Genomic DNA, 13977 nt, shown 5'->3' with positions numbered 1-13977 from the left:
GCAGGGGCTTTCTGTTCTCAAACTGTCCTGCGGGTTCAGGTTTTGTCCTGACTCTTTCCGCCCAGCAGCAGAATCGGAGCCGCAATCGCGATGGACGAGTAGGTCCCGACGATGATACCCATCAGCAGGGCAAAGCTGAAACCTCTCATTCCGGTGCCGCCCCAGACATACATAATAAACAGCACCATAAAGGTGGTGAACGAGGTCAGGAACGTACGCGAAAGCGTCTGATTGATGCTGTCATTGATTAACTTGGGAGTCAGCGTCAGGGTCTTGCCGCGGTTTTCACGAATGCGGTCGAATACAACGATGGTATCGTTGAGTGAATACCCGATAATCGTCAAAAAGGCAGCAATCATTTCCAGATTGATTTTGAAATCCAAAATGCCGAGCGCCTGGCCCAGCGGAGTGCCGGCGACATAGGTACAGGCCGTAACCAGCCCCAGCGTAATGGAGACGTCGTGTACAAGGGCGATGATAGCCGCCATGCCGTAGCGGACACTGCCGAATCGGAACCCGATATAAAGCACAATCGCCGCCAGCGAAAGAATGATGGCCAGCAGCGCCCGCACCTTTGCCTCCGAGCCGATGGACGGGTCGATCTGCGTAACACGGGACAGCGATGTTTCCATCGAAAGGGCCTGCATCACCCGGGCGGTTTCATTGTTGGTGTACTGAACGCGTTCCTCTTCCGACAGCGACCGGAATGCCGCTTCCGGATGCATGCTCACATAGAGGAATTCCTCAACAATCTGCTCATCGGGAAGTTCCGTCAGGTTGGGGTGCAGGAGCTGGAAGGGGTACCATTGGAAATGCTGGGTATCCCGCTTAAATTTTAAATCCAGCAGCCGGGTGCGAATATCACCGGCGGTTGTCGGGACCCCCAATTTCACATGAATCTGAACCCCTCCGACAAAGTCAGCCAGTTCCGGCGTGCCGATCGGTACCTCGCGTGCAGAGAGTATCTGCGGGTTAAGGTTTTCTTTGACCGCCAGCAAATCCTTAAAGGCCGCTCGAATCGCATCGCTGACAATTTCATCCACTTTCATCTCAACAATTTCGGCTTTTTCACCGAACGCATTCTGGAGCACTTCCTGAATCAGCGAAAGGTTCAGCCGTCGGGTCGTAATCTGGAACCGGTTGTCTCCCAGCGTCTTTACTTCCAGAGACGGCAGGGACTGGTGCAGTTTCTGAGCAGCCGACAGAATCGCACTCTGAACGCTCTGAACGGTCTGACCGGGTTCTTTAAAGAGAATTTCCGCTCGCCCGCGGTTGGTTTCCGTTGTGGTGATTTCATACTGAAGTCCGCTGTCGCCGATGCTGTACACTTTGGCCGCCGCCAGCGCCCGGTTGCCGATGGATTCAGCGTATTGGCGGAACTTTTCCTCCACAATTCTTCGCGTATAGGCGGTTCCGGGTTTCAGGTCAATCTGAGCGCTGGTTCCGCCGGTAAACTCAATGTCATATTTGCTGTTGGTCGTCTCATCGCGTGTAAAGAAAACCGCCAGACCGCCGAGCATCAGCGTTCCGGAAATGACCAGAAACACCGGCCGAAGACTCATCCAGTCCACACGAACCTGCTGGAAAAGAGCAAACATTTTCAGCGGCTGAGTCAGAATCCTGCGGCTGATCAGAAAATCAAAAATCACCCGCGTGACAAACAATCCGGTAAACATGCTCGACACAATACCGAGCATCAAAACGATGGCAAATCCCTTGATTTCCTCCGAGGCCACCATCAGCAGAATAAAGGCAACGCCGAATGTAGTCAGGTTGGCGTCAAAAATCGTCCGAAAAGCCCGACCGTAACCATTGGCAATCGCCGCACGAAGGGCCGAGCCGCGTTTCTGCTCCTCGCGGATTCGTTCAAAAATCAGCACGTTGGCATCCACGCTCATGCCGATTGTCAGGATTAAACCGGCGATGCCCGGCAGCGTAAACGTGGCATTAAAGGCCGCCATCATCGCCAGAACAAACAGCAGGTTCAGCATCAGGGCAATATCTGCGAGCACTCCGGCCAGCAGGTAATAGAAAAGCATGAAAACTCCGACGGCTATCAGCCCCGTATACCCGGCTCGAAGGCCCTGCCGCAGATTGTCAGCTCCCAGCAGGGGACCGATGGTTTTTTCGGAGATCGGCACTTCCGACAGCTTGGCCCGAAACGAACCGGCGTTAAGTTTGTTAACCAAATCCATCTGCTCCGTGGGGCTGAATCGGCCTTCGATGATTCCTTGTGTGCTGATGGCCGCCCGAATGGTCGGAGCCGACAGAGCCCTGTCATCCAGAATGATGCACAGCGGTCGGCCAAGATTCGACTGGGTCAGATTGAAAAACAGATTGGCGGCTGTCTGATTAAATGTAAAGCTGATAGCCCGATGTCCTTTGTCGTCCCGCGTCGGGGATGCCCGCCGAAGCCTCCATTTTTTGTCCGGAGAATGCAGCATACATTCCTTCGGCTGATTGCTGGCCAGCACGTACTGCTTATCCCCAAACGTGCCTACAATTCCCAGCCCCTGCGGCCAGTTGGCCGGGTCCTCAATTTCGACCCAGACATATTTGGCGTCGGAGGCCTGTCGCGGTCCTTTTAAACGAAGGGCTTCCAGATAGCCGCGAATCTCATCCATGTTGGTTCGGCCGTCGTCAGGGGTCGGCAGAATCCGGAATTCGAGAACACCGGCGCCCTTCAGCATCCGCTTGAGGTCCTCCGGGTCATCCAGCAGGCCGGCTACCTTGCGGTAGTCCTCAAAGAGTTTTTCCACCTGACTGAGTTTTTCCGCCCGATCCGGAAACTGCTTTTTCAGCTCGTCCAGGGCTTCCCGCCGACGGGCCGAATTGGCCGGCAGGTCGAGAATATCCTGCAGCTGCTGCAGATTCAGATTCAGCCGATTCAGGTCGGCAACGGCCTTATTCCACCGGACATTGGCCCCGTCTATCGGCCGAGTTAATTCGTTGACCGACATGGCCCAACGGCCGTAAAACGCCAAATACTGCTGCAGAACATCCAGCAGGGCCGTCTGTTCCTCCGTCAGCTCCTCCTGAGCCGGTTCGGCGGGCTTGAGCCACTTGACAAACCCCTTCATCGCCTCCGTTCGCCGCTCTTGCGGCTGTTCATTCCACAGAGCAATGTTGGACTGGATGGTATCGGTATCCAACCCCTGCTCCCGAAGCGGCGCAAGCAGGGCTTCCATCTGGGCCCACGCCTGGTCCCGCTCATTCTGAAGCGAAGTCCGCCAGTCATATGTTTCGGCCAAAGCCGTCAAAACAGCGAGCCGCTCCGGATGGCCCTGAGCCATTGCCGTCAGCTGGGCCTGCCGCTCCTCTTTCGGCAGAGACAGCGCCTTTTTGATCTGGAGCAGATTCAGATTGTCCCGTTCCAGACTCTGAATCGCCTCCTGAAACGCCTGCCGTTTGCGGCGGGTCTCCGGACTGGCAACCGGAAGCTGAATCTCAATCCGGGTATCCTCCTGAGGACGCATCACGATGTTGGCCATGTTCGTCGGGTCGATTCGCTTCATCAGAATGGGAATCATGCTTTCGGCCAGCCCTTTGCGCTCCTCGGCGGTAAGCCCCGTCGTGTCGATTTCATAAATCAAACTGGTGCCGCCGGCCAGGTCCAGGCCCAGTTTCAGCCGTTCCTGCGGAGGATAAACAACCCAAAAAGCCAAAATCAGCAGTACCGCAATCAGAAGCAATTTCCAGATTAAGTTCTTATTCATAATGGGTTCCTGTCTGAGAGTTAATCCTTTGCGTTGCCGTTATTTCTTTTCGTCTGTAATCACCGTGGCAATGGCCGACGGAATCACCCGGATTTTCGTATTGGTGGACTCATCCACTTTCAGAACGATTTCATCCGGCCGCACATCCACCACCGTTCCGTAGATGCCGCCGATGGTTCGGACGCGGTCATTTTTCTTCAGAGAAGACACCATTTTTTGATGTTCCTGCTGTTTGCGTCGGGGGCCTCGAAACAGCAGCAGATACATCACAATCAGAATGATGAAAAACGGCAGCATCTGAACCCACGGATTCGGCTGAGGCCTGTCCGGCCCCTCGCCCGGCTCACCGGCGGTTTTCTGTTCCAGTATCGAGGTCTCCGTTTTGCCCTCTGTCTGAGGCTGGGCGGTGATGACTTCCGTCTGCTCCGCCGGCGTTTCGGCGGCGGCCAGCATCCATATCGATTTCATAGGCCTTCCTTCCTCTCTGTGATTTCCGAATGTTCCATTTGCAAATCTTTTCTGTGTCTTTCAATAAACTCTCTGGACCATGCCTCAAAGGAACCGTCCCGAATCCTCTGACGGATGGTCTGCATCAGACGCTGATAATACGTTAAATTGTGCAGGGTCGCAAGAATCGGCCCGAGCATTTCTCCCACATTAAAAAAATGCCGGATTGCGGCTTTCGAAAACGATTGGCAGGCCGGACAGGGACAGTCTTCTTCAATCGGCCCGGAATCCTGCGTCCACCGGCTGTTGCGGAGCCGAATCGGTCCGTTTTCCGTAAACGCAAAAGCATTGCGTCCGTTTCGGGTGGGCAGAACACAGTCAAACATATCGATACCGGCCCGCACCGCTGCCACAATGTCCGCCGGCATACCGACTCCCATCAGGTACCGCGGACGGTCCGCCGGCAGCAGCGGGGCTGTAAAGGCCGTCGTCTGCACGAGAGCGTCATGACCTTCCCCCACGCTCAGCCCTCCGACGGCATAGCCGTCAAAATCCATCGGAACCAGGGCTTCAGCACACTGACGGCGCAGCCGCAAATCCGTCCCGCCCTGGACAATTCCGAACAGCAGCTGCCGCGGATTCTGATGGGCCTGTCGGCACCACTGCGCCCAGCGAACGGTTCGCTCGACCGCCTTTTCCAGACGGTCCGGCGGACACGGATACGGTGTACATTCGTCAAAACACATAATGATATCCGCACCGAGCCGGTTTTGAATCTGCGTGGCGATAACTGCATCCAGGACCACCGGAGACCCGTCGATATGGCTGGCAAATTCAACCCGGTCGTCGTCCACGCGGTTCAGGCTGCTCAGCGAAAAAATCTGATAGCCGCCGCTGTCCGTCAAAATCGGCCCGTCCCAGCCGCTAAACCGGTGCAGACCGCCCAGAGATTCCACCACATCCGCCCCGGGCCGAAGCAGCAGATGATACGTATTGGCCAGCATGATTTCCGCCCCGGTCTGGCGAAGCTGCTGAGGAAGAATGCCCTTGACGCAGCCGCGTGTGCCCACCGGCATAAACGCCGGTGTCTGAACCGCACCGTGTTCCGTCCGCAGCTGTCCGCATCGAGCCGCCGTTTGGGAATCCTTTGCTTCAACAGTAAATGGTCTCATCCGTTCTCTGCCAGCTGAACAATCCGGCTGCCCGGATAATAATAGTCAGTAATTTCCCGACAGGTTTTCCCCTGACGGGCCAGGGCCTGCGCTCCGCTCTGACATAGTCCTACCCCGTGTCCGAATCCCCGTCCGTCGATAAATTCAAAGCCCGCCGCGGTTGACCGCAGGGTAAATATCGTACTCCTGAGCCGCCGTCCGCTCGGATCAACGGTCAGCCGAAAATCCTCCCCGCGCAGAAGAGCTGTCTGGCCGCTGATGCCGTGCAGACGCACAGAAGTGACTCGACCATACTCGGAGAGGCGCACCGGTTCAATCTGCTCAATTTCGCCCAGGCGAGACAGGGCAGGATACCGCTGAACGAGCCGTTCCGTGAGGGTTTTGCGGTCCACCAGAACGCCGCTCCAGAAATAAAAGTCTGCACGGGCTGTTTGCCGGCAAAAAGGACAGGGAACCCCTTCGAGCGTCCTGACGGTGTCTCCAAAGACATTGCGGCTGTTTTCCGTATGCCCTCCGCAGATGGAGCTGTAATACGCCGGGAAAAGCCGCCACTGCCCCTTTGAATCCGGGCAAACCAGCACCTGGCCGGCGGTCTCAAACACCGCCAGATTCGTCGGTCTGGTTTCCGCCTGCACTCCGTTATAGACCTGATTGGCCTGGGTACGCTTCAAATCCCAAAGACGTCCGGCGCCGAATCGGTATTTGATATACAGCGAATACGTGCGGCAGACAATTGCCTGGGCCTTTAAGGCCTCCGGTTCCCAGTAGGAATGCATCTCCGCCGGAACCACTCCCTGCAGATAGGATTCCAGCGGAACATGATTGACCGCCAGAAACCCATTCCCCTCCGGGTTCTGAACCAGGCGCAGATGTCCCCGAAACGGAACCTGCTCCACTTCAAAAACAAACGGACTTCCCGTACGAATCAGAATATCGTTTTGAAACCGATGGTCGCCGACCTGGAATCCTTCGCCGTCCCATCGAACCAAAAGGGTCTGATACGGTTTTTCAAAGCGGACGCTGGCAGCGGTCTGCTGGTCTTCAATGACCAGACTGCCGTAACTGTACACCGTGCACTCATTCAAATTGCCAAAGAGCAAAACCCGCATCCAGCGGTCTTCAGGCTCCTCCATGCCGCTGGTTACATCCGGCAAAGGGGTTCGGCTGCAGCCGGCATACAGCATCAGCCACGCCGTCAGAATCCGTATCCAGTTCTTCTGTCTCACGGCGCATCCCGGAGAAAAGTCCGTCTGATTCAACGTCGGTTTCTCATTCCGGCTTCGGGTGGACGTTCATTCCAGCTTTCGGAGGCTGAGGCCGTACTTGCTGAGTTTTTCCTTGACCTCATTCAGACTGGTCATTCCGAAGTTTTTGCAGCCGAGCAGCTCGGCTTCCGTCTTTCCGATCAGGTCCAGCAGCGTTTTGACGCCCAGACGCGTCATTGCTCGCCGAGCCCGTACTGACAGTTCGAGCTCATCCACCGATTTGGACAAAACCTCCGGACTGGCGCCGGGCACAACAGGGGGCTCGGCCGCTCCAACCGGCTTTTCCTCCAGAGCCATCCCGAGACGGAGGCCTTTTGACTCCAGAATCCGCTTGATTTCCATCAGCGAAGTTTCCCCGAAATTCTTATACGAAAGCAGGTCCGCCTCCGTTGTCTTCAGAAGGTCTCCGAGGGTTTCGATATTCATTTTCTTCAAACAGTTGCGGCTTCGAACCGATAACTCAAAGTCGGAAATCGGAATTTCAAGAATCTTATTCTGCCGGTCTTTGCGCTTCTCCCGTTCCTCGTCATAGACCATCACCTTGGAGCTGGAGATGTCTTTTTGGAACAGACGGGCTTTGGGATGATTGGGATGCGAGCGGAGAACTGTCTCCACACAGCGAAGGGCCTGCTCATACTGACCGGCATCCTCATACAGCACCGCCAGATTCAGCAGGGCATTGACATGAGTCGGCTGCTGTCGAATCAGTTCCTGATACAGCGACACCGCGGTCTCTTCGTCGCCCCGAAGGTCGCAGGCGTAAGCCAGCGCAAAACGGGCTTCCGCATGGGACGGGTCGATTTCGAGGGCTGTCTGGTAATGCTGAACGGCCTTTTCATAGTCCCCCTGTGCATCCAGCAGCTTGCCCATTTGAAAGTGGTATTCCGCACTGATGTTTTCCATCTGGCTGTAGGCGGCAAGGGTCTGGGCGGCCTTGTCAAGGTCGCCGGCCATTCGGTAAGCCGCCGCTTTTTCCAGAGCCGCAAACATCGGATCTGCTTCGTATTGAACGGCCTTGTCAAAGGCAGCAGCGGCCTTTTCATATTCCTGAAGCTGCCGGTAGGCATATCCAAGCCCCATATATTTCTGCCAACTGTCCGGGGCCTTTTCGAGTGTGCTGACGGCTTGTGTGTTCTGGCCGCAGAAAAGATAGGCCAGACCGCAGGCCGTCATATTTTTCGAGTTCCGAGCTTTCTCCAGCAGGGCCGTTCGAGAGCGTTCGCTCGAATTGGCGGAAAGCCACATTTGCCGAATCATCTCCAACGTAAGGGCTGATGTCTCTTTGTCAAATAGTTCCATCTCTGCCTGTGCAAGGGATACCATATAAACCGCTCCTGATACGCTCTTTTCCCGGGCCTCCGAAAAAGGCCCCACTCGTTCTGTTTATCACGGCAAGAAAAGCATTTCTTCCCAAATCGAATAAACCATGCATTATAAGGGCTCCTTTTAGAAAAGCAATACCATTTTTCAGGACGATGTGGATAGAATAACACGGAATGCTCCGCCGCATTTTTCCTTGAAAATGGCCTGGAAAGCCGACATAATAACCCCGAAATTTCAAACGTTTTTTTCGGGGAACAAATGAAAAAACATCAGTTTTGGCTGCTTGCCTCAGTAATTCTGCTCGGATTGTGGGCCGTTCTGTGCGTCTTCGCCTCATTCCTCGGCAGCCGGGCGGCCGCCTCATTTTTCCAATCCGGTCCGCTCAGTCTTTTCTGGCTTATCTGGGTCTTATTTCTTCTTTTTTCTTTGCGGAATCCAACGTTCTGGACAAAGCCGTTTCTCTTAATGCTGCATTTAGGAACCTTGTTCGTTTTTGCAGGCGGTTTATGGGGGGGGCCCAGGTCTTTCGAGTGGAGAAATCGTTTCGGGAGAGCCCCGGAAATTGCAAAAGGGTATCTAATTCTTTCGGAACAGGAAGAAACCAATAAAGTGTATGATGCCGCCGGCCGTGAAATCGGCTCTCTTCCTTTTGATTTCCGTTTAGAAGAGTTCACTATAACTTATTATGACTCGCCTTCTCTTCGCCTGTTCGACAAAAACACACGGCAGAATCTCTGCACTCTTCCGCAGATTCCGGAAGGGCCTGTCGAGCTGGAAGGGGGGCTCCGCCTCGAAGTGCTTCAGCGCTATAACAATCTTCAGCTGCGCCGTCAGCAGGGACGCGCCGTTCCGGCGGAAGGACCGGCTCAGATTCGAAATCCCGGTTTTGAACTCAAACTGCTCTGGCCGGACGGAACCGAGGAGTATTATTATGTCTGGGAACAAAAGGATTTCTGGGCGCCGCCTTTCAACCGCTGCATCATCGCTTATTCAGCCCCGCAAATGCCCAGACAGTATGAGAGCCGCATCAGCCTCCACCGGAACGGACAATCGACCGTTCATTCCATTCGGGTCAATCGCCCTCTGGTTTACGGCGGATACACCTTTATTCAGCAATCTTGGGGGCAAGATGAGAAAGGATATTACTCAATACTCGGTGTTGTGAGCAATCGCGGGTTTCCGGCTGTATTGACAGGATATTCTCTCCTGATGCTCGGTACAGCAGGACATTTTTGGCTGATTCCCCTTTTGCACGCATTCAGAAAGGAGCGGCACCATTCAGATTAAAACTTCACCCATCGGTTTCCTGATTTATCTGGGAATGGTTTTTTATGCCCTATCGGCAGCAGGAGTCTTCTTCCCTGCGTTGCGAATGCGCCGATTGTTCTGGACGGCCGGCTGCATTGCCTCGGCCGCTGCCTGGCTCTTCCATTGGCTGGGGGCCTTCGGATTTCCGCTCCAGACTATGTTTGAAATCTTTCTGACCCTCGCAATGCTTCTCGGTCCGTTATCCTGGTTTTGCCGACGATGGCTGGGGATGACAGACCCGCTTTCTGAATTTGCCGAAGGCCTGCTCGGTTTCTGCATCTTGTTTCCCGCCGGATTCGTTTTTCCGGAACACCCGCGTCCGTTGCCGCCGGCCCTGCAAAGCCCTTTTTTTATCCCGCACGTGGGAACGTATATGTTTGCGTACATCCTGCTGGCCCAGGCAGCCGTTCAGGCGGCAGGGGGGCTTTTTGCTGCCCCTGTCCAGCGAGAATACCGGGCCTGCCGATTGGTGCGTTTGGCCTTTCCTTTTTTGACAATGGGACTGATTCTCGGCAGCATCTGGGCCAAAATCGCCTGGGGAGATTGGTGGAGCTGGGACCCCAAAGAACTCTGGTCTTTGGCCTGCTGGCTGCTCTATCTGGCCTATTTTCATTGGCGGGCCGCTTTTGGTGTTCGTTTCGTAAAAAGCAACTTGTGGATGATTCTTGTCGGATTCTTGGCGGTCCTCTGCACCCTGCTTTGGGTCAATCTGTCCGCTGTCTTCAAGGGGCTGCACAATTACGCCGCCTGAAAAGATTTTCCGACATTCATGGGTTTCTTCTTTACATTTCTTTTTACAGAAACTATAAAGGAATCTATGGCAGGCAACATCAAACAAGCGGAACAATCAGGATTCGAGGGACTTGTGGAGGCGCTCTGCCATATCCGCCTTCCGGAGGAAATGAAGCAGTTTTTGGCTGAAATTCTTACTCCCGCGGAACTTCACGACCTGTCTTTGCGATGGCAGCTGATGCGGATGCTCTCCGAAAGGGTCCCGCAAAGACAAATCGCCTCAGACCTGAAAATCAGTCTTTGCAAAATTACCCGAGGGTCAAAAATTCTCAAAAACCCTGATTCCATAACCAATCGTTATCTGAAAAAGAGGAGCAGCCAATGACTCGAAAGATTTTGCTTCATGAAAAAGACATACCTCGAAAGTGGTACAACATCGCCGCCGACCTGCCGACTCCGCCGCTGCCGCCCCTGACACCCGACGGAAAACCCGTCACTCCGGATATGCTGGCTCCGGTTTTTCCGATGAATCTCATTGAGCAGGAGGTCAGCACCCAGCGGTGGATTGATATCCCCGAGGAGATTCTGGATATCCTTTATCAATGGCGTCCGACTCCGCTGCGGCGGGCGGAACGCCTTGAGCGGTATCTGGGCACCCCGGCCAAAATCTATTACAAGGATGAAAGCGTCAGCCCGCCCGGCAGCCACAAACCCAACACGGCCGTTCCTCAGGCCTGGTACAACAAACAGTTCGGCATCAAGCGTCTCACAACCGAAACCGGAGCCGGACAATGGGGGTCTGCTTTGGCCTTTGCCTGTCAGTTAGTAGGCCTTGAATGCAAGGTTTTTATGGTTCGCATCAGTTTCGACCAAAAACCCTTCCGAAAACTGATGATGCAGGTCTGGGGGGCCAAATGCGTGGCCAGCCCCAGCACCGAAACAAAGGCAGGACGCGACATCCTCGCCAAGACCCCGGATACGCCGGGCAGTCTGGGGATTGCCATTTCTGAAGCCATTGAACAGGCCGTCACAGACCCGACCGGAAAGACCCGATACTCGCTCGGCAGCGTCCTCAATCACGTGATGCTGCATCAGACCATCATCGGACTGGAGGCCAAAGCCCAGCTCAAGAGTATTGGCGAGAAGCTGCCGGATGTCGTAATCGGCTGTGCAGGCGGCGGAAGCAATTTTGCCGGTCTGGCCTTTCCGTTTACCCTCGATAAGATCAACGGAACCGAAATGGAGATTATTCCCGTCGAACCGACCGCCTGCCCGACCCTGACCCGCGGCCCGTTTGCCTATGACTTTGGCGATACAGCCGGCACCACTCCGCTGCTGGCGATGTTTACGCTCGGACATGCCTTTGTGCCTCCGCCCATCCACGCCGGCGGTCTCCGTTATCACGGAATGGCCCCGCTGGTCTGTCAGTGTGTTGTCGAAGGCCTCCACAAGCCGCGGGCCATTGATCAGGTCGAATGCTACGAAGCCGCGATGACCTGGGCCAGAACCGAGGGATTTATCTGCGCCCCGGAAACCTCACACGCCGTCGCCTGTGCCATCCAGGAAGCCAAAAAAGCCAAAGAAGAAGGCAAAGAAAAAGTCATCCTCTTCAACTACAGCGGCCACGGTCTGATGGACCTGACCGGCTACGACGCCTACATGTCCGGCAAACTCAAACCGTACGCACTGCCCGATGAAGAACTTGCAAAGACAGAGGCGTGCCTGAAAGATTATCCCAAAGCCGAAATGCGAAAATCCGGCAAGTGGTAAAAACGAACGGAACAGGACAAAAAAAGCCCGGTTCTCCGCCGGGCTTTTTTCTTGGACCATCTGGTCGGCATTTTCCGGTAAGTTTTGGAAAAATCCTGTTGAAAAAAAATGAAAAAACCGTAAATTGGTAGAGACCGTATGGGTCGGTGCCCGAGCGGCTAAAGGGGATGGACTGTAAATCCATTGGCTAGCGCCTACGGTGGTTCGAATCCACCCCGGCCCATTTCAAATCTTCTTCTGCCGGGATAATCCTCCGATTTTGCGATTGAATCTGCCGCTCATTTCAGGGATATTGAAAGAGACTGTGCGGAAGCCGCCGGCAGGCGGAAATCCGGACTTTTGGATTGCTGTTGTAAGTGCTGTCAGACCTTCACAGACAGCCCTTGAATCGCTGTCATTCCCGCGCAGGCGGGAATCCAGGCATCCAATAGACATCCGGGAAAAATGAAAAAGCAACGTTTTTGTATGAGTGTTGGCGGATGGGACTGTACGACCGAGAATATGTTCGGGATTCGTGGGGAGAAGGCGGGACTCTGCGTTTGGGCGAGGCCTTTCGAGGCTGGAGTGTTGTCAAATGGCTGCTGGTGCTGAATTTTGTTGTGTTTGTTCTTTGCATCTCGCCGACCCTCGGAGACTTCTTTTTTACCTGGGGAGCCGTTTGGCCTGAAACGCTTCTGCGCTCCCTGCAGGTCTGGCGGCTGATTACCTATCAGTTCCTCCACTGGGACACTATGCATTTTCTTTTCAATATGATTGTCCTGTATTTCTTTGGGCCGATTCTGGAGCACCAGTGGGGCCGCCGGACCTTCCTGCGGTTCTATCTGGTCAGCGGAGCCGCCGGCGGACTGGTCTATATCCTGCTGGTTCTCCTTCATCTCCTTCCGGCCGGACCGATGGCAGGGGCCTCCGGAGCTCTCAATGCCGTTCTGATGGCCGTGGCAATTCTCTACCCGAATATGCTCGTCTTTATTTATGGGCTGATTCCCGTCCGGATTGTGTTTTTGGTGGGAATTATGATTATCCTGAGTCTGCTGCGGTTTGCCACAGGTCAAAACGCCGGCGGAGAGGCCGCCCATCTCACAGGATTGGCTGCCGGCGCCCTGTATGTTCTCTACAAACCCTGGTTTACCAGGTTTCGACTTTCCCGGAAAAAACTGAATTGGCAGCGACGCCTTGAGGAAGAACGGCAGTTTGAAGCCGAAGTGGACCGCATTCTTGAGAAAGTCAACCGCGAAGGGATACACTCTCTGACCGCCAAAGAAAAACGCACTCTTCAGGAGGCAACCCGGCGAGAACAAATGGCCCGCCGTTTTTGAGCGGTTCGATTAATCCCAGGTCATTTTTTCCGCCTGAGCAGTCAGGTCTTTTACATGTTCTTCAACGGCCTGCTGTTTGCCGGCCTGAAGTTTGCTGATTTCAGAACGCCGTTTCTCGATTTCCTCCTGCAGCCGTTTGAGCCGCTGTTCCAGCTCCTGATACTGAAGAGTTTTTTTGCGAATAATCAGGTCAAACCGCTGCGAGACAAGGGCCTTGAGCTCCTGCAGAAGTTTTTCACGTTCGGCCCCCTCTGTTCCGCGCAGTTTCCTGAGCAGCTCATCTCGCTGTTTCTGCATCGCCAGGTCTTCCAGAAGGACTTTGGCCAGTTCCGGATTCCTTTTTTCCGTCTCCATAATGGGGTCATACCGCCGGCGGGCATCCATGACCCGTGTAAAGTAAAGGCCGGGGTCTTTCTCGCGAATCTGCTCCAGCTCCGCCGCCAGTTCCGGATTATTCTTTTGAAGCCACTGGATGAACTCCTCATGCCGCCGCTGGAGGTGTTCCAGCCATCGGGACCCGGGACCGCCTCCCGGACCGCCGGGACCAGCCCCTTCAGGCCCCCGACCCGGCCCCGGCCCCATCGGGCCTTGCGGGCCTGCCATCGGCTCCGGCGAGCGAGGACGGTCGCCGGAACGCAGAAAACGCTCCAGCTCGGCACGGATAATTTCCTGAAATTTCTCCGGATTGCTCTGCCGAAGCGAACGCAGTTCAGCGGCACGATTCGGATCCTCCTGTTCCAAACGGGCCAGGAAACTCTCCAGCCGACGGCCGCTCCACGGCTCCTCCAGCGGGGGAGGGCTGTCTTCCGTCCATATATCAGACGCGCTTTCCTGAGCGTTTAAAGCCGTCCAGCTGCCCATCAGCAGCCATACTATTGACACTAAAAACCAGACCCGTTTCTGCATCCAGGATGGAAACATCATGGGC

At 54.9% G+C, this 13977-nt stretch carries 11 protein-coding genes and 1 tRNA gene; 6 read left to right on the top strand and 6 right to left on the bottom strand.

Annotated features, from left to right (window positions below; all coding sequences use genetic code 11):
• Positions 1–35: 35 nt before the first annotated feature.
• From secD to WHS88_05020, 5 genes are all read right to left on the bottom strand, one after another.
• Positions 36–3716 (bottom strand): protein translocase subunit SecD, encoded by a 3681-nt coding sequence (gene secD, locus WHS88_05040; GenBank protein MEJ5259539.1) that lies wholly within the window; start codon positions 3714–3716, stop codon positions 36–38.
• 39 nt (positions 3717–3755) lie between these two features.
• Complete coding sequence (yajC, locus tag WHS88_05035) at positions 3756–4184, bottom strand: preprotein translocase subunit YajC (protein ID MEJ5259538.1); 429 nt, start codon at positions 4182–4184, stop codon at positions 3756–3758.
• Complete coding sequence (gene tgt / locus WHS88_05030; protein ID MEJ5259537.1) at positions 4181–5335, bottom strand: tRNA guanosine(34) transglycosylase Tgt; 1155 nt, start codon at positions 5333–5335, stop codon at positions 4181–4183. The genes yajC and tgt overlap by 4 nt, the downstream gene beginning before the upstream one ends.
• Positions 5332–6561: a SpoIID/LytB domain-containing protein gene (locus tag WHS88_05025; protein MEJ5259536.1), complete on the bottom strand. Its 1230-nt coding sequence runs from the start codon at positions 6559–6561 to the stop codon at positions 5332–5334. The genes tgt and WHS88_05025 overlap by 4 nt, the downstream gene beginning before the upstream one ends.
• Before the next feature lie 66 nt (positions 6562–6627).
• Positions 6628–7923, bottom strand: a complete 1296-nt coding sequence (locus tag WHS88_05020; GenBank protein MEJ5259535.1) for a DNA-directed RNA polymerase subunit alpha C-terminal domain-containing protein — start codon at positions 7921–7923, stop codon at positions 6628–6630.
• A 609-nt stretch (positions 7924–8532) separates the two neighbouring features.
• Between WHS88_05020 and WHS88_05015 the strand changes: the two genes are divergently transcribed.
• The 6 genes from WHS88_05015 (at position 8533) to WHS88_04990 (ending at position 13049) form a co-directional block, all read left to right on the top strand.
• Complete coding sequence (locus WHS88_05015; GenBank protein ID MEJ5259534.1) at positions 8533–9210, top strand: cytochrome c biogenesis protein ResB; 678 nt, start codon at positions 8533–8535, stop codon at positions 9208–9210.
• Positions 9211–9295: 85 nt separating this feature from the next.
• On the top strand, positions 9296–9982 hold the full coding sequence (gene ccsA / locus WHS88_05010; protein ID MEJ5259533.1) for a cytochrome c biogenesis protein CcsA: 687 nt from the start codon (positions 9296–9298) through the stop codon (positions 9980–9982).
• Positions 9983–10048: 66 nt separating this feature from the next.
• Positions 10049–10348 (top strand): Trp family transcriptional regulator, encoded by a 300-nt coding sequence (locus WHS88_05005; GenBank protein MEJ5259532.1) that lies wholly within the window; start codon positions 10049–10051, stop codon positions 10346–10348.
• Positions 10345–11733, top strand: coding sequence for a TrpB-like pyridoxal phosphate-dependent enzyme (locus tag WHS88_05000; protein MEJ5259531.1), 1389 nt, complete (start codon positions 10345–10347; stop codon positions 11731–11733). The genes WHS88_05005 and WHS88_05000 overlap by 4 nt, the downstream gene beginning before the upstream one ends.
• Positions 11734–11873: 140 nt before the next feature.
• Positions 11874–11956: transfer RNA gene (locus tag WHS88_04995), tRNA-Tyr, on the top strand.
• 238 nt (positions 11957–12194) lie between these two features.
• Positions 12195–13049 carry a rhomboid family intramembrane serine protease gene (locus tag WHS88_04990; protein MEJ5259530.1) on the top strand — a complete coding sequence of 285 codons (855 nt, stop codon included), beginning with the start codon at positions 12195–12197 and terminating at the stop codon, positions 13047–13049.
• Positions 13050–13058: 9 nt separating this feature from the next.
• Here WHS88_04990 and WHS88_04985 read toward each other — a convergent pair whose 3' ends face one another.
• Positions 13059–13973 (bottom strand): hypothetical protein, encoded by a 915-nt coding sequence (locus tag WHS88_04985; GenBank protein MEJ5259529.1) that lies wholly within the window; start codon positions 13971–13973, stop codon positions 13059–13061.
• Between the last annotated feature and the right edge of the window lie 4 nt (positions 13974–13977).

Source organism: Anaerohalosphaeraceae bacterium (assembly GCA_037479115.1).
Classification (GTDB): Bacteria; Planctomycetota; Phycisphaerae; order Sedimentisphaerales; family Anaerohalosphaeraceae; genus JAHDQI01.
Note: the sequence above shows the minus strand (reverse complement) of the source record. Positions and strands in the feature narration are given on the sequence as shown.

What these genes read in the sequence shown, in the direction of transcription:
- secD (MEJ5259539.1), bottom strand. Translation starts at nt 3,716, where the DNA reads ATGAATAAGAACTTAATCTGGAAATTGCTTCTGATTGCGGTACTGCTG.
- yajC (MEJ5259538.1), bottom strand. Translation starts at nt 4,184, where the DNA reads ATGAAATCGATATGGATGCTGGCCGCCGCCGAAACGCCGGCGGAGCAG.
- tgt (MEJ5259537.1), bottom strand. Translation starts at nt 5,335, where the DNA reads ATGAGACCATTTACTGTTGAAGCAAAGGATTCCCAAACGGCGGCTCGA.
- WHS88_05020 (MEJ5259535.1), bottom strand. Translation starts at nt 7,923, where the DNA reads ATGGTATCCCTTGCACAGGCAGAGATGGAACTATTTGACAAAGAGACA.
- ccsA (MEJ5259533.1), top strand. Translation starts at nt 9,296, where the DNA reads ATGCGCCGATTGTTCTGGACGGCCGGCTGCATTGCCTCGGCCGCTGCC.
- WHS88_05005 (MEJ5259532.1), top strand. Translation starts at nt 10,049, where the DNA reads ATGGCAGGCAACATCAAACAAGCGGAACAATCAGGATTCGAGGGACTT.
- WHS88_05000 (MEJ5259531.1), top strand. Translation starts at nt 10,345, where the DNA reads ATGACTCGAAAGATTTTGCTTCATGAAAAAGACATACCTCGAAAGTGG.
- WHS88_04985 (MEJ5259529.1), bottom strand. Translation starts at nt 13,973, where the DNA reads ATGATGTTTCCATCCTGGATGCAGAAACGGGTCTGGTTTTTAGTGTCA.